Source organism: Vibrio sp. LQ2 (assembly GCF_023920125.1).
Classification (GTDB): Bacteria; Pseudomonadota; Gammaproteobacteria; order Enterobacterales; family Vibrionaceae; genus Vibrio; species Vibrio fluvialis.
On record NZ_CP085308.1, the window covers coordinates 3,663,049 to 3,686,158 of the forward strand.

Annotated in this window: 21 protein-coding genes; 10 read left to right on the forward strand and 11 right to left on the reverse strand. The window is 51.5% G+C overall.

Translation table 11 applies throughout. The features are described 5' to 3' along the window. Positions 1–36: 36 nt before the first annotated feature. Positions 37–801, reverse strand: coding sequence for a bifunctional protein-disulfide isomerase/oxidoreductase DsbC (gene dsbC / locus LGV68_RS17045; RefSeq protein ID WP_055452474.1), 765 nt, complete (start codon positions 799–801; stop codon positions 37–39). A 16-nt stretch (positions 802–817) separates the two neighbouring features. Further along, positions 818–1,726 carry a site-specific tyrosine recombinase XerD gene (xerD, locus tag LGV68_RS17050; protein ID WP_047459088.1) on the reverse strand — a complete coding sequence of 303 codons (909 nt, stop codon included), beginning with the start codon at positions 1,724–1,726 and terminating at the stop codon, positions 818–820. A 141-nt stretch (positions 1,727–1,867) separates the two neighbouring features. On the opposite strand from xerD, the gene fldB reads away from it, so the two are divergent. Beyond that, positions 1,868–2,389, forward strand: a complete 522-nt coding sequence (gene fldB / locus LGV68_RS17055) for a flavodoxin FldB (RefSeq protein WP_020430452.1) — start codon at positions 1,868–1,870, stop codon at positions 2,387–2,389. 4 nt (positions 2,390–2,393) lie between these two features. Here fldB and ampD read toward each other — a convergent pair whose 3' ends face one another. Continuing rightward, positions 2,394–2,945 (reverse strand): 1,6-anhydro-N-acetylmuramyl-L-alanine amidase AmpD, encoded by a 552-nt coding sequence (gene ampD / locus LGV68_RS17060; protein WP_202639829.1) that lies wholly within the window; start codon positions 2,943–2,945, stop codon positions 2,394–2,396. Positions 2,946–3,097: 152 nt separating this feature from the next. Between ampD and nadC the strand changes: the two genes are divergently transcribed. The 8 genes from nadC (at position 3,098) to yacG (ending at position 10,153) form a co-directional block, all read left to right on the forward strand. Continuing rightward, entirely contained in the window at positions 3,098–3,985 is an 888-nt protein-coding gene (gene nadC / locus LGV68_RS17065; RefSeq protein WP_061056143.1) for a carboxylating nicotinate-nucleotide diphosphorylase, read from the forward strand. Between the two features lie 231 nt (positions 3,986–4,216). Further along, the gene (locus LGV68_RS17070; protein WP_252535711.1) at positions 4,217–4,636 is read left to right on the forward strand and encodes a pilin; all 420 of its coding nucleotides are present in this window, start codon (positions 4,217–4,219) and stop codon (positions 4,634–4,636) included. Between the two features lie 9 nt (positions 4,637–4,645). Further along, complete coding sequence (gene pilB, locus LGV68_RS17075) at positions 4,646–6,334, forward strand: type IV-A pilus assembly ATPase PilB (protein ID WP_252535713.1); 1,689 nt, start codon at positions 4,646–4,648, stop codon at positions 6,332–6,334. A gap of 35 nt (positions 6,335–6,369) precedes the next feature. Further along, positions 6,370–7,596, forward strand: a complete 1,227-nt coding sequence (locus LGV68_RS17080) for a type II secretion system F family protein (RefSeq protein ID WP_222761183.1) — start codon at positions 6,370–6,372, stop codon at positions 7,594–7,596. Between the two features lie 51 nt (positions 7,597–7,647). Next, on the forward strand, positions 7,648–8,517 hold the full coding sequence (locus LGV68_RS17085; protein WP_020332198.1) for an A24 family peptidase: 870 nt from the start codon (positions 7,648–7,650) through the stop codon (positions 8,515–8,517). Between the two features lie 2 nt (positions 8,518–8,519). Then, positions 8,520–9,128 (forward strand): dephospho-CoA kinase, encoded by a 609-nt coding sequence (coaE, locus tag LGV68_RS17090; RefSeq protein WP_020332197.1) that lies wholly within the window; start codon positions 8,520–8,522, stop codon positions 9,126–9,128. A 32-nt stretch (positions 9,129–9,160) separates the two neighbouring features. Further along, on the forward strand, positions 9,161–9,901 hold the full coding sequence (zapD, locus tag LGV68_RS17095; protein WP_020332196.1) for a cell division protein ZapD: 741 nt from the start codon (positions 9,161–9,163) through the stop codon (positions 9,899–9,901). 54 nt (positions 9,902–9,955) lie between these two features. Continuing rightward, positions 9,956–10,153: a DNA gyrase inhibitor YacG gene (gene yacG, locus LGV68_RS17100; protein WP_020332195.1), complete on the forward strand. Its 198-nt coding sequence runs from the start codon at positions 9,956–9,958 to the stop codon at positions 10,151–10,153. Positions 10,154–10,203: 50 nt separating this feature from the next. Here the strand turns inward: yacG and parC are convergent, their stop codons facing one another. The 6 genes from parC to nudF form a co-directional block, all read right to left on the reverse strand. Then, positions 10,204–12,477, reverse strand: a complete 2,274-nt coding sequence (parC, locus tag LGV68_RS17105) for a DNA topoisomerase IV subunit A (RefSeq protein WP_020332194.1) — start codon at positions 12,475–12,477, stop codon at positions 10,204–10,206. A 3-nt stretch (positions 12,478–12,480) separates the two neighbouring features. After that, positions 12,481–14,361 (reverse strand): DNA topoisomerase IV subunit B, encoded by a 1,881-nt coding sequence (gene parE, locus LGV68_RS17110; protein WP_020332193.1) that lies wholly within the window; start codon positions 14,359–14,361, stop codon positions 12,481–12,483. A 211-nt stretch (positions 14,362–14,572) separates the two neighbouring features. Beyond that, positions 14,573–15,160 carry an esterase YqiA gene (gene yqiA / locus LGV68_RS17115; RefSeq protein WP_020332192.1) on the reverse strand — a complete coding sequence of 196 codons (588 nt, stop codon included), beginning with the start codon at positions 15,158–15,160 and terminating at the stop codon, positions 14,573–14,575. A gap of 2 nt (positions 15,161–15,162) precedes the next feature. Next, positions 15,163–15,984: a 3',5'-cyclic-AMP phosphodiesterase gene (cpdA, locus tag LGV68_RS17120; protein WP_020432345.1), complete on the reverse strand. Its 822-nt coding sequence runs from the start codon at positions 15,982–15,984 to the stop codon at positions 15,163–15,165. Between the two features lie 17 nt (positions 15,985–16,001). Further along, positions 16,002–16,451, reverse strand: coding sequence for a DUF1249 family protein (locus tag LGV68_RS17125; protein ID WP_024374517.1), 450 nt, complete (start codon positions 16,449–16,451; stop codon positions 16,002–16,004). Continuing rightward, positions 16,439–17,068 (reverse strand): ADP-ribose diphosphatase, encoded by a 630-nt coding sequence (gene nudF, locus LGV68_RS17130; RefSeq protein ID WP_252535714.1) that lies wholly within the window; start codon positions 17,066–17,068, stop codon positions 16,439–16,441. Before nudF ends, LGV68_RS17125 begins: the two co-directional genes overlap by 13 nt. Positions 17,069–17,302: 234 nt before the next feature. Between nudF and tolC the strand changes: the two genes are divergently transcribed. After that, positions 17,303–18,619, forward strand: coding sequence for an outer membrane channel protein TolC (gene tolC / locus LGV68_RS17135; RefSeq protein ID WP_020332188.1), 1,317 nt, complete (start codon positions 17,303–17,305; stop codon positions 18,617–18,619). Positions 18,620–18,723: 104 nt separating this feature from the next. Here tolC and hldE read toward each other — a convergent pair whose 3' ends face one another. Both hldE and glnE read right to left on the reverse strand, forming a co-directional pair. Beyond that, positions 18,724–20,154 (reverse strand): bifunctional D-glycero-beta-D-manno-heptose-7-phosphate kinase/D-glycero-beta-D-manno-heptose 1-phosphate adenylyltransferase HldE, encoded by a 1,431-nt coding sequence (hldE, locus tag LGV68_RS17140; RefSeq protein WP_047459109.1) that lies wholly within the window; start codon positions 20,152–20,154, stop codon positions 18,724–18,726. A 63-nt stretch (positions 20,155–20,217) separates the two neighbouring features. Next, on the reverse strand, positions 20,218–23,064 hold the full coding sequence (gene glnE, locus LGV68_RS17145; protein WP_143683497.1) for a bifunctional [glutamate--ammonia ligase]-adenylyl-L-tyrosine phosphorylase/[glutamate--ammonia-ligase] adenylyltransferase: 2,847 nt from the start codon (positions 23,062–23,064) through the stop codon (positions 20,218–20,220). Between the last annotated feature and the right edge of the window lie 46 nt (positions 23,065–23,110).

Below are 23,110 nucleotides of genomic sequence, written 5' to 3' on the forward strand. Positions count from 1 at the left end.
TGAGACTGGCTCAGGCCCGTATCCTTTAAGCTTCGATTACATTTGTTGTAGGCGTTGCAACAGTTGTGCTGCCGGCAGGTAACCACCCACCATTTCGCCGTTTGGCAGGAAAATCGCTGGTGTACCGCTGATACCCAGCTCACGGCCCAATTGATAATGCTGAGCGATGGTTTGCTTGCACTGCGCCAAGTCGCCTTTAGTTTCCAGCATCTGACGATTCATCTTGGCGTTGTGAATCGCCGTTTTGGGATCCTCTGAACACCAGATAGCCGCCATCTGTTCTGCCACCTGACCGGTGGGTCCTTGGCGTGGGTACGCCAGATAACGCACAGTGATACCCGCGTCGTTGTACTCTTTCATCTGGCTGTGCAGACGCACACAGTATCCGCAAGTAATGTCAGTAAACACCGTCACCACATATTTCTCGTTGTCCGCCTTGTACTCAATCATGCTTTTCTGGAACTGCGCGATTTTCTTGGCGTTGATTGGCGCCTGACGCTTGGCCAATACATCGGTGTAACCGCCATTGGCGTCCATCTCATACAGTGTGCCGGCAATAAAATGCTTGCCATCAGGAGACGCAAACAGCACGCCACCCGCGGTTTGCACTTCGACCAGCCCATCAATATCCGATGGCACAACGTCCATGACATCCAAGCCCAGTTTGGCAAAGCGTTGCTCAAATACGCTCTTGTCGATCTGCACCTGTGCGGCTGGTTTGTCGGCTGACACAGTCTCTGCGTTACACGCCACCGCAACAAACGGCAGCAGCAGAAGTGATAATCGGCGTAAAATCTTCATAAAAAAGTCCTTTCCATCAAGCCCTTGGGTGGTGCTCGCTGTGTAATTGTTTCAATCTCTCAGTCGCGACATGAGTATAAATTTGCGTTGTCGATAAGTCACTATGACCGAGCAGCATTTGTACCACGCGTAAATCCGCCCCGTAGTTCAACAAGTGGGTCGCAAACGCATGGCGTAAAACGTGTGGTGATAGCTTATCGACGTCAATGCCGGCAATCACCGCGTAATGTTTGATCCGGTGCCAGAAAGTTTGGCGTGTCATCTGCTGCGCACGCTTACTCGGAAACACCACATCAGATGTCTGTTCACCTAACAGGTGAGACCGACCCTGAGAAAGAAAAGTTTCAATCCACTCAATCGCATTCTCCCCCATTGGCACCAAGCGCTCTTTGCCGCCTTTACCAATCACGCGCACCACGCCCTGACGCAGACTGATGTTTTCCATCGTCAGCGATACCAGTTCGGTGACACGCAAACCAGTGGCATACAAGAGTTCCAGCATCGCTTTGTCGCGCAACTCAATCGGATCGTCCGGGTTCGGCGCGCTGAGCAATGCATCCACCTGCTGCTCGCTTAAATCTTTGGGTAAACGCTTAGGCAGTTTGGGGCTTACCAGTAGTGCGCTCGGATCATCCGCACGCATTTTTTCACGGTGCAGATATTGAAACAGGCGACGAATCGCCGACAGCATTCTCGCCCGCGACGTCTGTTTGTAATCCTGATCCGTCAGCCAGGTTTGGTATTGCTGAAGGCCCGACAGGCTGATGAAATCCAATCGATAATTGTTGTGCTGCATCCAGTCGAGCAGCTTGATCAGATCATTGCGGTATGACATCAGGGTGTTTTCCGACAACCCGCGTTCCATCCACATCGCATCAAGGAACTGTTCCACCAGCCCGTGATCAGGAGAAAAATGCTCTGACACCTGTACTTCTCATCTCTTTATCGTTCGTGATTCCCCTAAGCTTAATACCATAAAAGTATTCTGACAGCAGGATATTCACTGCACTCTGGGTTATTTTATGGTTAGAATTCACCATTCCAGATAAAAAACGAACATGAAACTATGAAGATCGGTCTTTTTTACGGCTCAACAACCTGTTACACCGAAATGGCGGCGGAAAAAATGCGTGCCATCCTCGGTGATGATCTGCTCGACATTCACAATGTGAAAGAAACGCCGCTCAGTTTTATGAGCGACTATGATCTGTTAATACTGGGAATCTCCACATGGGATTTCGGCGAAATCCAAGAAGACTGGAGCGCAATATGGGATCACATCGGTGGCGTGTCGCTAAAAGGCAAGTACGTCGCGTTATACGGCTTAGGCGATCAAGAAGGCTATGGCGAATGGTTCCTCGATGCGATGGGGATGCTCCACGACGAGATCAAGAAGACGGGAGCGAACCTGATCGGCTACTGGCCAAAAGATGACAGCTACCAGTTTGAAGCCTCAAAAGCGCTGACCGAAGATGGGACCCAGTTTGTCGGCCTTGCTCTGGATGAAGACTCGCAATACGAACTGAGTGATGAGCGCATCGCCACCTGGATTGAGCAAGTTCTAGTCGAATACCACGACGCCATCTGACACATCAATCAGACCGCTTTAATAACGCGCGGTATTTCTGCCAGTCAAACACCAGCCCCGGGTCGGTTTTACGCATCGGGGCAATGTACTGATGCCCGGTAATACGCGGCAACGTAATCGCCGGATAGTGCGTCATCAACGCGTCGCTGAGTGCTGCCAATGCCTGATATTGCGCTTCGGTATAGGCGACAAAATCGGTCCCTTCCAACTCAATGCCAATCGAATAATCGTTGCATCGCGCGCGCCCGGCAAACGACGATTGCCCGGCATGCCAGGCTCTGGCCGAAAATGGCACAAACTGCACCACCTCTCCATCCCGGCGAATCAGACAGTGCGCCGACACACCCATGGTGTGTATCACACGGAAAAATGGATGCTGATTCGGATCAAGCTGGCCAGTAAAAAACTGTTCGATATATGGCCCACCAAACTGCCCTGGCGGCAAACTGATGTTGTGCACCACCAGCAAAGAGATATCCTGTTCGTCGCTGCGCTGATCGCAGAATGGCGATGGTACGCGACGGGCAAATTGATACCAGCCCTGATTATCGATCATAAACACTATCCATTTGATTGATGGGTAAACCCCGACATTAGCCTATGGCTGATTTTAACTTTCTTGCTATGAAATGCGAGATCAAGGGCTGAATTTCAACCGCACTCAGCGTATTATCCCTCCCCCAGTTCAACTTATATTAACGATTTGCGATGAAAGAGTCCCACAACAGTCAAGAACGCCTCGAATATCTGAAACAGCAACTGCCACTGGAAATCACCCGCTCGGTCACCGACACGCTTAAAGAAGATTTAGGCGGCACGCTCGATCCCGCAGCCGATATCACCGCAAGTCTGATCCCAGCCGACGTGCAAGGACGCGCCACCATCATTACCCGTGAGCACGGTGTGTTTTGTGGTCAAGCCTGGGCTGACGAAGTATTCACGCAACTGGGCGGCGAAGTGACCATTGAGTGGTTGGTCAAAGACGGTGATACCGTTGAGCCAAACCAAACGTTGTGTACGCTGAGCGGTCCGGCGCGCATTCTGCTCACGGGCGAGCGCAACGCGATGAACTTTATTCAAACCTTGTCTGGTTGCGCGACGACCACAGCGCAATACGTAAAAGCGCTGGAAGGCACCGGTTGTCGTCTGCTCGACACTCGCAAAACCATTCCGGGCCTGCGCAGCGCGCTGAAATATGCCGTTGCCTGCGGCGGTGGTTTTAACCATCGTATTGGTGTGTTTGACGCTTACCTGATCAAAGAGAATCACATCATCGCTTGTGGCGGCATTACACAAGCGATCAGCACCGCGAAGAAACTCAACCCGGGCAAACCCGTTGAAGTCGAAACCGAGAATCTGGACGAACTGCGTCTGGCGATTGAAGCCGGTGCCGACATCATTATGCTCGACAATTTTACGCTGGACATGATGCGCGAAGCGGTAGCGATCAACGCAGGTCGTGCAGCGCTGGAAAATTCCGGCAACGTCACGATGGAAACACTGCGTGAATACGCCGAAACGGGTGTTGATTACATCTCTGTCGGCGCACTGACCAAACATGTGCGCGCCATGGATTTATCGATGCGCTTCAAATAAAAATAGAATTTTCAATGTATTAAAAGGAGGCCTCGCCTCCTTTTTTTATGCCTGCCGTACCTCATATCACCGCAACGCTTTTAACTGAGTCGAAATATTTTGCCCGATGGATGTAAATCCAAGCATAAAAATCCCGAATGCCTCGCGCCCTCTCATTCCCCCAATTCTCCTAATATCAACAACTTCTTATGCTCTGCTCATCATACAAACACACGCATAACGGAGAGTGTCATGAACGCGAATCAACGCAAACAACAGCGGGGCTTTACCCTGATCGAACTGATGATCGTGGTCGCCATCATCGGAGTTCTGTCGGCGATTGCCGTACCCGCTTATAAGGATTACGTAACCAAGAGTGAGTTAGCTTCTGGCTTTGCCACAATTAAATCCGTGCTAACACCAGCAGAGTTATATGTCCAAGAAAATGGAAAGATTAGTAGTGGAGTAAGTACCATCACATCGCTGGGTGTTTCCTCTGCCGCTAATAGCTTAGGCACACTAAGTATCTCAGCAGACAATGAAATCACCTTTTCTCACACTGATGGTTCAGCAAAGGGCGCGAAGTTCGTATACACAAGAACAACTGGTGGCTGGTCATGTGCGTACACCGGCCCAGCAGCCGTGAGCGCAGCAGCACCGAAAGGTTGTTAATTCTTTACAATGCTCACCAACCTACTCGCCATTCTGCGTCAGGCCGATTTGCTTAGCCCTACGCAGGAACAGGCCGTAATGGATCATATTCACGCTTCCGGAACCAATGTTCCGGAAGCGTTGATCGATTTGGCGATCTTCCATCACCATGAACTGACCGAGCATCTAAGCCAGATCTTTGGTCTGCCGAATACGGATCTGACCCGTTTTGACTTCGCGCCGCTTTGCCAGCAGTTGGGGCTGCGAGAGCTCATCACCCGTTATCAGGCTCTGCCCCTCAACAGCAACGGTCAGGTACTGACTCTTGCGGTATCCGATCCTACTCACCTACAAGTTGAAGACGAGTTTCGTTTTGCGACCGGGTTACAAGTAGAACTGGTATTGGCTGATCATAAAGCACTGCAAGCCGCTATTCGCCGCTTGTATGGCCGAGCCATCACGTCACATGGCACGCAGGGCAAGGAGATCAGCCAGGACGAACTGGCCAGTCTGGTGCAGGTTTCCGATGACGAAAAAACATCAATCGAAGATCTGAGTCAGGATGACTCCCCGGTCAGTCGTTTCATCAACCAGATCCTGCTGGATGCGGTGCGTAAAGGCGCTTCTGATATCCACTTTGAACCCTATGAATCCTTTTATCGCATTCGCTTGCGCTGCGACGGTATTTTGGTGGAAATCCAGCAACCAGCCAGCCATTTAAGCCGCCGACTGGCTGCGCGGATTAAGATTTTGTCGAAACTCGATATCGCTGAGCGACGTTTACCGCAAGACGGCCGCATCAAATTACGCCTCAATGCGGACACGGCCATTGATATGCGGGTCTCCACTCTGCCAACCTTGTGGGGGGAGAAAATCGTCCTGCGTCTGCTCGACAGCAGTGCGTCCAGCCTCGATATCGACAAGTTGGGTTATAACGATGCGCAAAAGCAGCTTTATCTGGCGGCCCTCACCAAGCCGCAAGGCATGATTCTGATGACTGGCCCGACAGGCAGCGGTAAGACAGTCTCACTCTATACCGGCCTTCGCATTCTCAACACCGACGAAGTGAATATTTCTACCGCCGAAGACCCGGTGGAAATTAACCTGCCCGGCATTAACCAAGTTCAGGTGCAGCCCAAAATTGGTTTTGGCTTTGCGCAGGCTCTGCGCTCCTTTCTGCGTCAGGATCCCGATGTGGTGATGGTGGGCGAAATCCGCGATTTGGAAACGGCAGAGATTGCCGTCAAAGCCGCCCAAACCGGCCACTTGGTGCTATCCACACTGCACACCAACTCCGCCGCCGAAAGCGTGATTCGGCTGGCGAACATGGGCATTGAACCGTTTAACCTCGCTTCATCGCTGAGCCTCATCATCGCTCAACGACTTGCCCGACGCCTTTGCCCTCACTGCAAAGTCGCCACATCGCCCTCTCCGACACTGCAGCAACAATTTCACTTGAGTTCTCAGCAGCCTATCTATGCCGCCAACCCATCAGGCTGCAACGAGTGCACCAACGGTTACAGCGGGCGGGTGGGGATTTATGAAGTGATGGCATTTAACTCCGCGCTGGCTGAAGCGATTATGCAACGAGCCAGCATCCATCAGATCGAATCCATTGCCCAGCAACATGGCATGCAAACGCTGTTGCAATCGGGGATCGAAAAACTTCGCGCCGGGATCACCAGTTTCAGTGAGTTGCAGCGTGTTCTCTATTTCTAATTCTGGTTAAGACCTTATTCTGAGACTCTTCCATCATGAAACCGACCAAAGGCCCTGAGTTAAAAAACTATCGCTGGAAAGGCGTCAACAGCACTGGCAAGAAAGTCGCGGGACAGACACTGGCTATCAGTGAAATAGAAGTCCGCGACAAACTGAAAGAACAGCACATTCAGGTTAAGAAGATCAAAAAAGGCAGCGTGTCGGTTCTGACTCGTCTCACCAATCGGGTCAAAACTAAAGACATCACCATCCTAACCCGCCAGCTTGCCACCATGCTGACCACCGGAGTGCCAATTGTGCAGGCACTTAAATTGGTCGGCGATAATCATCGTAAAGCCGAGATGAAATCGATTCTGGCGCAAATTACCAAAGGCGTCGAAGCCGGTACGCCGATTTCCAAAGCGATGCGCACTGCCAGCACTCACTTTGACGCGTTGTACGTCGACTTAATTCAGACTGGCGAGCAGTCCGGCAATCTTGCCGAAGTCTTTGAACGCCTTGCCACCTATCGGGAAAAAAGCGAGCAACTGCGCGCGAAAGTAATCAAAGCGCTGATCTATCCCAGCATGGTCATTCTGGTGGCACTCGGCGTCTCCTATTTGATGCTGATGATGGTCATTCCAGAGTTCGAAAGTATGTTCAAGGGTTTTGGGGCTGAACTGCCTTGGTTTACTCAGCAGATCCTCAAGTTATCGCATGGGGTACAAGCCTACAGTGCGGGGGCGTTCATCGCGTCATTGGGCTTGGTGTTTGGCATCAAAGCGGCGCGGAAAAAATCCTTCGTGGTCCGTCTTAAAACCAGCCAGCTCAGCCTGCGTTTTCCCATCATTGGCGGTGTGCTTGCCAAAGCCGCAATTGCCAAATTCAGCCGCACTCTGGCGACCAGCTTCAGTGCGGGAATTCCGATACTCGCCAGCCTCAAAACCACCGCTAAAACGGCAGGTAACGTGCATTTTGAAACCGCCATTCAGGATGTTCACCGCCATACGGCGGCAGGGATGCCGATGTATATTGCAATGCGCAACACACAAGCCTTTCCGGAAATGGTGTTGCAAATGGTGATGATCGGCGAGGAGTCCGGCAAGCTCGACGACATGCTCAATAAAGTCGCTACCATCTATGAGTTTGAAGTCGACAACACCGTCGACAATCTGGGCAAAATTCTTGAACCGCTGATTATCGTATTTTTGGGCATTGTGGTCGGTGGATTGGTGGTGGCGATGTACCTGCCAATCTTTAACTTAATGAGTGTATTAGGTTAGTATGACCCTCATTAAGACCAACATGATGGCGACGCGCCGCGAGCACATAAAATGGACATTTTTAATTTTTACCCCTGGCTGTTTCCTACGCTGGCGACAGTGCTGGGGTTAATTATCGGCAGTTTCCTCAATGTGGTGATTTATCGCCTGCCGAAAATCATGGAGCGTGAGTGGCGTCAGGAGTGTGCGGAATCCTTTCCCGAGTATCATATTGAGCCGCCTCAGGGCATTTTAACGCTGAGCACGCCACGTTCCACCTGCCCGCATTGCGATACGCCGATCCGGGTTATCGACAACATTCCGGTACTGAGCTGGCTGTTGCTGCGTGGTAAATGCTCGAATTGTCACGGCCCTATCAGCGCGCGTTATCCACTGATTGAACTGCTGACGGCTTCATGCAGCCTCTTGATTGCGCTGCAATTTGGTTTTAGCTGGTTTGCCGTTGCCATGCTGTTCTTTACCTATACGCTGATTGCGGCAACCTTCATTGATTTCGATACGATGCTGCTGCCGGATCAGCTTACTCTGCCCCTACTCTGGGCTGGTATTGCGCTGGCGTTGGCGGGCATCAGCCCGATTTCGCTACAAGATGCGGTGATTGGTGCGATAGCGGGTTATCTGTCGTTATGGTCGGTGTACTGGCTGTTTAAGCTACTGACAGGCAAAGAAGGCATGGGCTATGGCGACTTTAAGCTGTTAGCGGCTCTCGGTGCTTGGCTGGGATGGCAGCAACTACCGATCATCATTCTGATGTCATCTCTGGTTGGACTGGTGTTCGGCCTCATTCAACTGCGTCTGCAAAAGCGCGGCATTGATAAAGCATTTCCCTTCGGGCCTTATCTGGCGATTGCAGGCTGGCTGTCTCTGTTGTTTGGTCATGACATTGCGGGTTGGTATTTTCATTCGGTATTAGGATTCTGATTATGGCACTCATCATTGGCTTAACAGGTGGCATCGCCAGCGGAAAAACCACCGTCGCGAATCTGTTTCAGCAACATTTCGCCATTGATATCGTCGATGCCGATGTAGTGGCTCGTGAAGTGGTGGACGTCGGCACTCCGGGACTGAACGCGATTGCCGAGCATTTTGGCGATGACATCTTACAGGCCGATGGTCGCCTCGACCGTGCAGCGCTGCGCGAGCGTATTTTTGCCGATGTCGAAGAAAAATCCTGGCTCAATCATTTGTTGCATCCATTGATTCGCCAAAAAATGACACAAGATTTACAACAAGTACGCTCTCCTTATGCGTTACTAGTGGTGCCACTGTTAGTGGAAAACCAGTTACAGTCTATGGCGGACCGCATTTTGGTGGTCGATGTCGATGAAACCACGCAGATCCAACGCACTCTGGCGCGCGACAATGTCTCCGAGCAGCAGGTGAAGGCGATTCTCGCGTCGCAGGCCAGCCGTGAACAACGATTAGCCATCGCCGACGATGTGATTAAAAATGATGCAGAAAACCAGAAACTTTTGCCTCAAATCACAGAATTGCACCAAAAGTATCTAGCCATGAGCCGTACAAATCTGTGAGAATAAGTCCCAAATAACCCAAGGCTAGTTTGATGACCACACATAAGTTTGAACATCCGCTCAACGAAAAAACGCGTATTTACCTTCGTGTCGAAGCGCTGCTCAATCAGATGGAGCAAGCGTCGCAGTTTCGTGACGATATTCAGCATCAGCTATTCTTCCGTTCTCTGTTCGATCTGCTGGAAATTTTTGAGCAGATCCAACTCAAAAGCGAACTCGCCAAAGATATCGAAAAACAACGTCTGGCTTACCGCAACTGGCTCAACGTCGAAGGGGTGGATCAAGAGATGTTGTTGGGCCTGCTGAGAGAAATTGACGACATTCACCGCAACCTGATGGGTGGTGAGCGATTTGGCCAGTCTCTCAAAGAAGACCGTTTCCTGAGTGCGATTCGCCAGCGCTTCAATCTGCCCGGTGGCTCTTGCTGTTTTGATTTGCCGGCACTGCACTATTGGTTGCATCTGGCCTTGGAACAAAAAATCCAGGATGCCCGCCAGTGGATGGATACCTTGCAACCGTTAGCCGACGCGCTGAAACTGTGGCTGAAACTGACACGGGAAACTGGTAACTTTCGCGCCCGTGAAGCCAAGTCAGGTTTTTATCAGAGCGATGCGGAAGAGGCGAACATTCTGCGCCTGTCCATTCCGTTGGATTACGGCGTCTACCCGATGATTTCGGGGCACAAGAACCGCTTCGCCATCAAATTTATCGAATTCAGTTCCGGTCAGGCCAGCACGCAGGATATTGAATTTGATCTCGCCGTTTGCAGTTAATCAACTTTAATTAACCATAAAGCAATGTGCTTTCTCGACGCACAGGATATGACCATGTCAAAAAAACCAACTGTGGTGAAATGCCCACAATGTGGCCAGGATGTGGAATGGGGGGAGCAAAGCCCTCATCGCCCGTTCTGCAGTAAAAAATGTCAGATGATCGACTTCGGTGAATGGGCCGATGAAGAGAAATCCATTCCCGGTGCACCGGACATGTCCGACAGTGACGGTTGGTCGGAAGATAATTACTGACTGGCATAAAAAAGCCCCGCATTGCGGGGCTTTTGCTTGTTCAGACTACATTATTCTTCTTCAGAACTTTCTTGCGCATCCGATTCCAGCTCGATGCGGGTCACACGTTGCAGACCACGTGGCAAAAGAGCACCACGACGACCACGCTCACCACGGAAATTATCCAGATCCGATGGTTTCAGCCCCAGCTTACGTTTGCCGGCATACAGCGTTACAGACACATCTTTTGGTAGTGCCAACAGATGGGACACCACTTCTTCCCGCGACTTGGCTTTCGCCGCCGGGATATTGATGATCTTGTTGCCTTTGCCTTTGCCTAACTGCGGCAGATCTTTTATCGGGAACAGCAACATGCGGCCCTGATTGGTAATCGCCAGGATCTCATCGCTTTGCAGATCGTTCACCGCCTGTGGCGTCATCACTTCTGCATTGTCCGGCAGATTGACCAGCGCCTTACCGCTGCGGTTTTTCGACAACAGATCGGTGCCTTTACACACGAAGCCATAACCGGCATCAGATCCCACCAGCCACAGCTGATCTTCTTCGCCCATGACGACCTGACGAATCGACGTGCCTTCCGCCACGTTGAGACGACCAGTAATCGGTTCCCCCTGCCCACGTGCAGACGGCAGAGTGTGTGACTCCAACGAGTAACTGCGGCCATCACTACCGAGGAAGACGGCTTGCTGATTGCTCTTACCACACGCGTGCGCCAGATAGTTATCACCCGCTTTGTAGTTCAATCCTTCACAATCAACCTCATGACCTTTCGCATGGCGAATCCAGCCTTTCTCAGACAACACGACCGTGATCATTTCACTTGGCATCAGATCACGTTCCGTCAGCGCTTTGGCTTCTTCACGTTCAACCAGCGGCGAACGACGATCATCACCGTAGGTCTCGGCATCCGCTTTGATCTCTTTTTTCAGCAATGTATTCAGGCGACGCTCAGAACCCAGCAGCTCTTCCAGCTTCTGACGCTCTTTTTCCAGCTCGCTCTGTTCACCGCGGATCTTCATCTCTTCCAGTTTGGCTAAGTGACGAAGTTTGGTATCCAGAATCGCATCCGCCTGAATATCAGTAATCCCGAAGCGTGCCATCAGCACAGCTTTAGGATCGTCTTCGGTACGAATGATTTCGATCACTTCATCGATGTTCAGATACGCGATCAACAAACCTTCCAAAATGTGCAGACGAGCCAGCACTTTATCCAGACGGTGTTGCAGACGAGAACGCACCGTCTCACGGCGGAACTGAATCCATTCGCTCAGAATACTGACCAGACCTTTCACCTGCGGGCGGTTGTCGAGGCCAATCATGTTGAGGTTGACGCGGTAGCTGCGTTCCAGATCGGTCGAAGCAAACAAGTGATTCATCAGCAGATCGCAATCGACACGGTTAGAGCGCGGCACAATCACAATACGAGTCGGGTTTTCGTGATCCGATTCATCACGCAAATCTTCCACCATCGGCAGTTTCTTCGCGCGCATCTGGTTGGCAATCTGCTCCAGCAGTTTGGCGCCCGATACCTGATGCGGCAGCGCCGAGATCACGATGTCCGAACCTTCTTTGTGCCACACTGCGCGCATTCTTACGCTGCCACGGCCGGTACGGTAGACTTTCTCCAGCTCAATCTGCGGCGAGATGATCTCTGCTTCGGTCGGATAATCCGGACCTTTCACGTATTGCATCAGATCCGGCAGGCTGGCCTGCGGATTGTCAATCAGGTGAATCGTTGCGGCCGCCACTTCACGCACGTTGTGCGGTGGAATGTCGGTCGCCATACCGACCGCGATACCTGTCACGCCGTTGAGCAGAATGTGCGGCAGACGTGCTGGCAGCATCTTCGGCTCTTTCATTGTGCCATCGAAGTTCGGTTGCCAGTCTACTGTGCCCTGGCCGAGTTCGCTCAACAGTACTTCCGCGAACTTAGACAGTTTTGCTTCGGTATAACGCATCGCAGCGAACGATTTCGGATCGTCCGGCGCACCCCAGTTGCCCTGACCGTCAACCAGCGGATAACGGTAAGAGAACGGCTGCGCCATCAGCACCATCGCTTCGTAACATGCTGAATCGCCGTGCGGGTGATATTTACCCAGCACGTCACCAACGGTACGCGCCGATTTTTTGTATTTGGCTGAGGCAGAAAGACCCAGCTCAGACATTGCATAGATGATACGTCGCTGAACCGGCTTCAGACCGTCGCCAATGTATGGCAACGCGCGGTCCATGATGACGTACATGGAATAATTCAGATAAGCGTCTTCAGTAAACTTGCGCAGTGGCAGCTGTTCAACGCCATCGTAGGTGATTTCAGTCGACATTTATTACACCTCAGCCAGATCGCCGTTGCTTTGCAGCCAGTTGCGGCGGTCATCCGCACGCTTTTTACCCAGCAGCATATCCATCATCTCTTCGGTCGCTTTATCATCGTCAATGGTCAGTTGAACCAGACGACGAGTATTCGGATCCATGGTGGTTTCGCGCAGCTGAAGCGGGTTCATTTCACCCAGACCTTTAAATCGCTGCACGTTCACTTTGGCTTTCTTCTTACTCAGGCGTTCAAGAATTGCGTCTTTCTCGCTGTCATCCAGCGCGTAGAACACTTCTTTACCGCAGTCGATACGATAGAGCGGCGGCATCGCCACATACACGTGTCCCGCGCGCACCAGCGCCGGGAAATGACGGGTAAACAGAGCGCACAGCAGTGTCGCGATATGCAGACCATCCGAGTCCGCATCGGCAAGGATACAGACTTTGCCGTAACGCAGCGCTTCAAGGTTGTCGTTGTCCGGGTCAATGCCCAGCGCAACTGAAATATCGTGCACTTCCTGCGAAGCCAGTACCTGATCTGCCGAAACTTCCCACGTGTTCAGAATCTTACCGCGCAGCGGCATGATGGCCTGAAACTCACGATCGCGTGCCTGTTTGGCACTGCCGCCCGCCGAGTCACCTTCCACCAAAAACAGTTCGGTGCGGCTGAGATCCTGCTGAGAACAGTCGGTCAATTTACCCGGCAGCGCCGGGCCTGAAGCCACTTTCTTACGCACAACTTTCTTCGCCGCACGCATACGGCGGTGGGCGTTAGCAATACACACTTCCGCCAGTTGCTCGGCCAGTTGCGGCTTTTCGTTCAGCCACAGACTGAACGCATCTTTCACGACACCGGAAACAAACGCCGCGGTCTGACGCGAGGAGAGACGCTCTTTAGTCTGACCCGCAAATTGCGGATCCTGCATTTTTACCGACAGCACGTAAGCACAACGGTCAAACACATCTTCGCCAGTCAATTTGACGCCGCGCGGCAGCAAATTACGAAATTCACAGAACTCACGCATCGCATCCAACAGGCCCTGACGCAAGCCATTGACATGCGTGCCGCCCTGCGCGGTCGGGATCAGGTTGACGTAGCTTTCGGTGATCAGTTCGCCGCCTTCCGGCAGCCAGATCACGGCCCAGGTAGCGGCTTCCGTTTCGGCAGAAAATTCGCCGGTAAACGGTTCTTCCGGCAATAAGGTGTACCCTTTGACGCCTTCAGCCAGATAGTCTTTCAGGCCATCTTCGTAGAACCAACGGTATTCGTTATTGTTCACCTTATCGGTGAAGGTAATTTCCAGTCCCGGGCACAGTACGGCTTTCGCGCGCAGGTTGTTGACCAAACGGGTAACGGAGAAATTCGGCGAATCAAAATACTTGGTGTCTGGCCAGAAATGGACGCTGGTGCCGCGGTTGCGACGACCACAGGTGCCGGTAACGGTTAAATCTGAGACTTTTTCGCCGTGTTCAAACGCGATGTCATACACCTGGCCATCACGACGCACTGTAACTTCGACGCGCTTGGAGAGCGCGTTCACGACTGAGATCCCTACCCCGTGCAAACCACCGGAGAACTGGTAGTTCTTATTGGAGAACTTACCGCCCGCGTGAAGCTTACATAAGATCAATTCAACCCCGGAGACTTTCTCTTCCGGGTGAATGTCTACAGGCATACCACGACCGTCATCAATCACTTCCAGCGATTGATCGGCATGTAGGATCACTTGAACCTTAGTGGCGTATCCGGCCAGCGCTTCATCGACACTGTTGTCGATGACTTCCTGCCCAAGGTGGTTAGGGCGCGTGGTATCCGTATACATCCCAGGTCTGCGACGCACTGGTTCTAAGCCATTAAGAACTTCAATGGCTCCAGCATTATATTGTTCAGTCATAATACGGAATGCTTTTATCGATAAATGATTCGTAACTTTACGACTCGTTTATGAACGCTTGATTTTTGATGAAATGACAGGCGCTTTGCCGCTTTATCGGCCAATTAAACGAGGAAAGTCCAAGAGAAACATAGTCTGGAAGAGGCTCGCTGATGTCAAGCGACATCAGTAAGTAACAAGTAAAATTATGACTCTTCCCTCAATGAAAAGATCAGAGATTTAAGAATTGAATGATTTGCGCCGGATAACGTTCAAAATCGACAAAACTGTGGTCACCGCCCTCTTCAACGGTTTGACGGGCGTGTTGGTATTTGTCCACCGCCTGACGGTAATCCAGCACTTCATCTTCGGTTTGTTGCAGAAGCCAGAAGTCTTGCGGCGCACGCAGCGTCTCCGTATCCAACGCCTTCAGTTCATCAATGTGTTCGGCGGTTAATACGTAACGTTCTTGGGTATAAGGATTTTGCTGCTCACCCAAAAAATCAGCCAACAACTCGTAAGGTTTCACGGCAGGATTAATCAGCACAGCGCGAAAGCCGAACTGGTGATTGAGCCAGGTAGACAAATAGCCGCCCAATGAGCTACCGACCAGACCTATCTGATAATCGTTTTTGTACTGATTGACGACATTCAGCAGATGCTCTGCCGCCTGCTGAGGAAATGAAGGCAGCTTTGGCACGACAACCTCTATATCCGGACGATGCTGCGCGCAATACTGCTGCATCACCTGCGCTTTATGCGACAAAGGGGAGCTGTTGAAGCCGTGAATGTACAAAAGTAACGATGGTTTGTCCGACATATTCAGTATCCGTTGGAGTTAAAGTCCGGTTGAAACAGCCCCTTCGCCAAGCGCTTGACCGCCGTCGTCACACGCCCATCAGCATGCAACTCAAGCTCACGCCAGCCTGGAGAACATTTATCCAGCGCGAAGTCATCGGAATTGGGTTTGAACTGGACACACGTGGATGGTGTTGCCATGACGCGCACACCGTGGTGTAAACGGTCCATGTCCTGATGGACATGCCCGCACAACACCGCTTTCACGTTCTGATGGCGCTCAACGATGGTCCAGAATGCCTCGCTGTCTTTCAGCGTGTGCTGATCAAGCCAGGCACTGCCGACCAGCAGCGGATGATGGTGCAGCAGCACCAAGGTAAACCGCTCCGGGTGCGCGGACAGTTTCTCCTCAAGCAGCGTCAATTGCTGATCGCTCAAACGGCCGTGAGGCACGCCCACAACTTGCGAATCCAACAGGATCATTTGCCAGTGCTCGCCAAGCAGTACATGCTCAGGTGCATGAATCTGTTTTGATGGCAGCACACTGCTCATATTGGGTTTGTAATCGTGATTGCCCGGCAGCCAGAAACAAATTTTCTCGAGCGGTAAAATACCTTGGGTAAAACGGTGATAAGACTCAGCCGTATGATCCTGAGAAATATCGCCGGTCGCCAAAATGGCGTCGAATTCCAACTGCTGGGCACGAATAGCCTCTACCACCGCGAGAAAGCTGTCTGCGGTATTAACACTCAACAGGCTACCGTCATCGGGCGCAAAGAGGTGCGTATCCGTAATCTGAACCAGCTTGATGCTGTCGGAATTGTCTATACTGGACGACACGTTCAAAATCTATAAACCTAATGCTATTGATTGATGTTAATGGGCGCTCGGCTAATGCCTCTTTTCAGGCAAAATGTCAGCCAGTCCCCTAAGAAACGATTGATCTGTGCCTTTTCGTCCTTTTGCACCATCTTCTCATTCGGATAGTCGTAGCGAGCTTTTACCCGGTTAAGCTGATCGGTGGTCAGTACTTCTGCTACACGAGCGTCGTGGTACAGCCTGACAGACATGGTTGGTAATGGAAATATCGAAATGTCGTCACTTTGACAAATCTCCACCAAAGTTGTGTACTTTGTGACTTCCAGCACTTGCAGCTGATAAGCCAGATGTGCCGCTTGATAACAGCGCACGTCACCGACGCTCGGTTGCGCAGGCAACAAAGCGTTCAACTTGGCGTAGTTCGTTTCATAAGTCCGCATCAGTTCTGGTAAATCAACATGATACGGCTTTTTTAGTGCTGTCATTTCTGCCATTGCGATTGTAATTGCCCGTAGTTTAACTCCAACCATTGTAGTGCGATTATTGAGGCTCCATTCTCAATTCGCCCCTCTGTCACTAACTGATACGCATCGCGGCGGCTCATTACGTGAACTTTGATATCTTCACCTTCATAGTCTAAACCATGAACGCCGTGAGCCAGGGATGCATCCACTTCTCCCACATAGACATCAAGTTTTTCAGAACATCCCCCAGCAGAGGGATAATAAGAGGTAATTTTCTCCGTTCTGTTGACGGAGATCCCAGCTTCCTCTTCCGCTTCACGGCGCACCACTTCTTCTGCGCTCTCCGCGCGATCAATGATGCCCGCGACAATTTCTAACTGCCAGGGATTGGCATGTTCCAGCGCACCAACGCGTATCTGTTCTATCATTACGACCTGATCACGTTGCGGATCATAAGGCAGCAACGCTGCGGCATGACCGCGCTCAAACATTTCCCGTTCAATAGTCTGACTCCACCCGCCTTGAAATAATCGATGCTTGAACCGATACTTCACCATTCGGAAAAATCCTTGAAACAGTGTCTCGGTTGAGACAATTTCTACATCTTCAGGAGTAAACACTCCTGGCGGCTGATCAGACTGTTGCATTAGAAACCTCTCTCAGTGAATCTTATAGTTTACTCATGAATTTTTGTGACTTCCAAGGACATTGCTCAACTTTTTATACAAAAGTTGTACTTATATTTAAGTCGTCACACAATTTTTATTGCACAATTGGATAGCTAAGTGTAAAAAAGTGCAAAGTTTCGAGTGAAATGCCATCAATTTGCGTTACACTCTCGTGAGCGTAACTCCTTTCATATTCAGGCAGGAATAGGACTAATGAAAAAACTGCTTCCTTTATTGATTAGTGCAACTCTGGGCGGCCTTAGCACAACAGCTTCCGCGGATGACCTTGCACAAATTTACGACCAAGCAAAACAGAACGATCCTCAACTGCTGAGTGCAGCGGCACAACGTGACGCAGCGTTTGAAGCGATCAACTCAAGCCGTAGCTCTCTTTTGCCTCAAATCAATTTGACTGCGGGTTACAACATTAACCGCAGTGACGTCGATCTACGCGACAGTGACAAACTGAGCGCAGGCATCAACTTCTCGCAAGAACTGTACGACCGCTCAAGCTGGGTTTCTCTGGATACCGCTGAGAAGCAAGCTCGTCAGGCTGATGCCCAATACGCCAACTCTCAGCAAAGCCTGATGCTACGCGTAGCACAAGCTTACTTTGATGTACTGAGCGCGCAGGACAACCTGGAATTTGTTCGTGCTGAAAAAGCCGCGGTTGGCCGTCAGTTGGAACAAACCAAACAACGTTTTGAAGTGGGCCTGTCGGCGATTACTGACGTCCATGACGCACAAGCGCAATACGATACTGTTCTGGCAGACGAAGTTCTGGCAGAAAACTCGCTGATCAACAGCTACGAGTCGCTGCGTGAAATTACAGGTCAGGAACACACTAACCTGAGTATTCTGGATACCAACCGTTTCTCAACCAGCCGCACCACCGAATCGATGGAAGCACTGATTGAACAAGCGCAAGAAAAGAACCTGTCACTGTTGTCGGCCCGTATCTCTCAAGACGTGGCGAAAGACAACATTTCGCTGGCAAGCTCTGGTCACCTGCCTTCGCTGACTCTGGACGGTGGTTACAACTACGGTCGTGAGTACAACGATAACTACAGCAGTTACGACACTTACCACGAAAACAACGATTTCAACATTGGTCTGAACCTGACTGTTCCGCTATACAGTGGTGGTAACGTGTCTTCCCAAACCAAACAAGCGGAATACGCATACGTTGCAGCCAGCCAGGATCTGGAAGCTTCGTACCGCAGCGTGGTGAAAAACGTGCGTGCGTACAACAACAACATCAATGCGTCGATCGGTTCGGTGCGAGCTTATGAACAATCTGTGATTTCCGCGCAATCAGCGCTGGATGCAACGGAAGCTGGCTTTGATGTGGGCACCCGTACTATCGTTGACGTACTGGATGCGACCCGTACTCTGTACAGCGTGAAGAAAAACCTGTCTGATGCGCGTTACAGCTACATCATCAACGTACTGCAACTGCGTCAGGCAGTAGGTACACTGAGCGAGCAGGACATCATTGATGTCAATGCGGGTCTCAAAGCGATCAAGTAATAAAGTGCCTGTTCGTCACCGTTGCTGTGGCGGTCAGTTCTGACAAAAAGGGCTCACACTGTGAGCCCTTTTTCTATCGGGAAGCTTGTTATCAGCCCGCGAGATTAGCCGCGGCCGCCTTTAATGGCTTCGATGATTTCAGTGGTTGAGCAGCCGTCTTCAAAGTTGAGGACTTTAACTTCGCCACCCGCCGCAATCACCTCTTTCCCACCCGCAATCTCTTCCGGTTTGTAATCTCCACCTTTGACCAGCAGGTCAGGCAGGACTTCAGAGATCAGTCGCTGAGGCGTGTCTTCTGCAAATGGCACCACCCAGTCAACGGCGCCCAATCCCGCCAGTACCGCCATACGGCGATCGGTTGGATTCACCGGACGACCCGGACCTTTGAGACGCTTAACGGACTCATCGGTGTTCACCGCGACGATTAAGCGATCGCCAAGCTCAGCCGCGTGATTGAGGTAAGAAACGTGGCCGGCATGCAGAATGTCGAAACAACCGTTGGTCATCACCACTTTCTCGCCGCGAGCCTGCGCTTTTTTCACCGCTGCAATCAGCGATGCTTCATCAATCACACCAAAGTCGGTGTCTCTGCTACCATGAATCGCTTCCGCCAGTTCGATGGTCGACACGGTCGAGGTGCCCAGTTTACCGACCACAACACCGGCTGCCGCGTTAGCCAGAGCACACGCTTCATCCAACGGCTTACCCGCGGACACTGACGCAGCCAAGACTGAAATCACGGTATCGCCTGCGCCCGTTACGTCGTACACTTCTTTCGCCTGCGTTGGCAGATGGAATGGGTCCATACCGCGACGCAGCAGCGTCATACCGTGTTCACTGCGGGTCACCAACAGGGCGTCCAGATCGAACTGTTCAATCAGACCAAAGCCTTTTTCCACCAAATCTTCATTCGATTTGACTTTACCAACCACCTGCTCGAACTCAGACATGTTTGGTGTCAGCAGCGTTGCGCCACGATAGCGTTCAAAATCGGAACCTTTAGGGTCGATGAATACCGGAACGCCAGCCTTGCGCGCAGCCTGAATAAACTGCTGCACATGCTCTAGCGCACCTTTCGCGTAATCCGACAAGATCACGGCTTTCACCGCTGGCAACGCTTTTTCCATGCGAGACAGGATCTGCGCTGGATCGGTGTTTTCAAATTTATCTTCAAAATCCAGACGAATCAGCTGCTGACCGCGACTCAGGACGCGCAGCTTAGTAATGGTCGGATAATCCGGCAGCGCCACAAAATCACACTTCACGCTCAGCGACGTCAGTTTGTCCGCCAGTACCTGAGCGGGTTCATCCATCCCTGTTAAACCAATGATATGCGCCTGACCGCCGAGTGAAGCAATGTTCATCGCAACGTTCGCTGCACCGCCCGGACGCTCTTCGTTATGCTCTACTTTTACCACAGGCACCGGAGCTTCTGGCGAGATGCGACCCGTTGGACCGTACCAATAACGATCAAGCATCACATCGCCAATAATCAAAACCCCAGCATTGCTGTAGTCAGGTAGGATTGGTTTCATTATGGATCTCCAATATTTATGACTGGGCGGAGTGTATCACAGCCCTTTTAGCGGCTAAAGATATCAACCCAGCCACTGTTGCCAAACTCGTTTTACCTGTTCACGTTCAGCGACAAATTTACTCTCGCTGACATCGGCCTCTTGATTGAGCAGATTACGATGATGGATTTGATCACGCATGCTGGTGTAAGCATGAGTCAATGCCATCGCCTGCTCTTCTTCCATGACACCTTGGGTGAGCAAAGATTCAAAAATTCTCACGTTATCTGACCAACGAGTCAGCTTAGGTTTGTCATGACTGTAGCGCAGCACTAGGTACTGAGCCAAAAATTCAATGTCGGTAATCCCGCCGACATCCTGCTTGAGCATAAAACGTCCGGCTTTTTTGCCTCCGAGGTGCTCACGCATTTTCAAGCGCATATCGACCACCTCTTTTTTGAGTTTTTCCTCTTCACGCGGTAGAGACAAAATCGCGTGGCGCGTGGCAAGAAATGCCTGTTGCAACGGAGCATCACCATAGATAACGCGAGCGCGCACCAATGCCTGATGTTCCCACGTCCAGGCATCCTGACGCTGATACTCTTCAAACGCATCAATCGGGCTGACCAACAAACCGGACGCGCCGGACGGACGCAAGCGAGTGTCCACTTCATACAAAATACCGGACGCGGTGCGAGTAGAGAAAATATGGATTACGCGCTGTGCGAGACGCAGATAGAACTGGCGGCCATCAATTTCTTTTGCCCCATCGGTATAGGCGTCCAACGGACAATCGTGAATAAACACGATATCGAGATCTGAGTTATAGCCCAGCTCCCAGCCCCCGACTTTACCGTAACCCACGACGGCAAAACCTTTACCGTCACGATCTTTGAGGTGAGTTGGTTCGCCATATTTCGCGCTGACTTGCAGCCAGGCCTGATGCACCACCGCTTCAACAATCGCTTCAGCGAGATAGGTTAAGTGGTCACTCACTTTCATCACTGGCAGCACGCCCGCAATGTCGGCTGCGGCAATTTTCAGAATACAAATCTGTTTGAACTGACGCAGCCCTTCCATCTGCTGCTCCATGTCATCTTCCGGAATACGGGCAAGAAAATCGCGCAGTTCGGTTTTATACGCATCAAGCGCAATCGGGTTGTAGAGATGCTGCGGATCAATCAGTTCATCAAGCAGAATCGGGTAGCGGGCCAGTTGCTCAGAAATCATCGGGCTGGCGGTACACAATCGCACCAGTTGCGTCAGCGCCGCCGGATGTTCATCAAGCAGCTCCATGTAAGTGGTACGGGTGGCGATGCTGTGCAGCAGCGATAACACACGCGACAAACCAAACTCAGCGTCAGGATGCGAGAAAATGGCCTGATACACTTTCGGCATCAGGCGATTGAGCACCTCACGCCCACGCGGACCGATGGTGCGTTTTGCCAGATCGTCCTTAAAGCGGATAATCGTATTCGCCATCGCTTCCGTCTGCTGTTGAGAAAGATCGTGCTGGACAATATGCTCAATCACATCGCGTTTATGGGCCATATCCCACAACTCATGGAAATGAGCGGCAATGGTGTCCTCTTCATCTTCCTCTTCATCACCAATCAGGTTGGCAAACACGGCGTGCACGCGCCCCATCTGAAGCTGCACTTCATCCAACAACGCCTGCCAGGACGAGAAGTTGAGCGCAACAGCCAGACGCAATTGATCATCCGCTTTATCCGGCAGAGTCTGAGTTTGTTTGTCGGCCAGTGCCTGTAGTAAGTTTTCCAGACGGCGCAGGAAACGGTACGCTGCGGTCAACTCCGCAACTTCTTGCGCGCTAAGCAGATCCAGCTCACCAATCGCCTGTAAGGTTTCCAGCAGCCCACGATGGCGCAGTGATGGCTCACGCCCCCCACGAATTAACTGGAACACCTGCGCGATAAATTCAATTTCACGGATGCCGCCGGCGCCCAGCTTAATGTTGTTGCTCAGACCGCGGCGGCGTACTTCGCTGGTGATCATCGACTTCATGCGGCGCAGCGACTGAATGGCGCTGAAATCGATATAGCGGCGGAACACAAATGGGCGCAGCATTTGGCGCAGCTCTTGGTACTGCGAATACATCTCCCGCCCCATTACGCGTGCTTTGATCATCGCGTAACGCTCCCAGTCCCGTCCCTGCTCTTGGTAATAATCTTCCAGAGCGGCATAACTCATTACCAGCGGGCCGCTTTCACCAAATGGACGCAGGCGCATGTCAACCCGGTAGCAGAAGCCGTCAAAGGTTTGCTGATCGAGCATCTTGATGATGCGCTGACCTAAGCGGGTAAAGAACTGCGCGTTAGCAATCGAGCGGCGAGCACCTTGTGTCTCTCCGTTCTCCGGATAGGTAAAAATCAGATCGATATCGGATGAAAAGTTGAGTTCACCGCCACCAAGTTTGCCCATACCGATAATCAGCATCGGCTGCGCTTCGCCCTGTGCGTTGCACGGAGTGCCCCACTCCTGACAGCAAATCTGATACTGCCACTGATAGGTTTCAAAAATCAGCGCTTCCGCGAGTTGCGAGAGATGCTCCAGGCTCTCATCCAGACTCCAGTCGGCGAGAAAATCACGCCACGCAATGTACACCATTTCACGGTTACGGAACTGGCGCAGCACGCGCTGACCACTGGTTTCATCCTGACATTCACTCAACAGCGCACTCAGGTGCTGGCGATAGCTTTCACTGCGCTGCGATGTGGCCAGCATAGCTGGCAGATCGCGGCACAGAATGCCATCACGTTGCAGAGTGTCCGCAACAAACTGACTGAAACCGAGCACAGTTTTGAGCTGTTGTTGATGTTCGCTGTCCCAGTCGGCGATCACCGGCTGTTGCTGAAGAAGAAGTTGATACTGATGATCGGCGTGAGCCTCGAGTTTTGGCGGCAATGACATGATGCATCCTTGTCTTTACGAATAGAGTAGTTATAACAGACTTGGA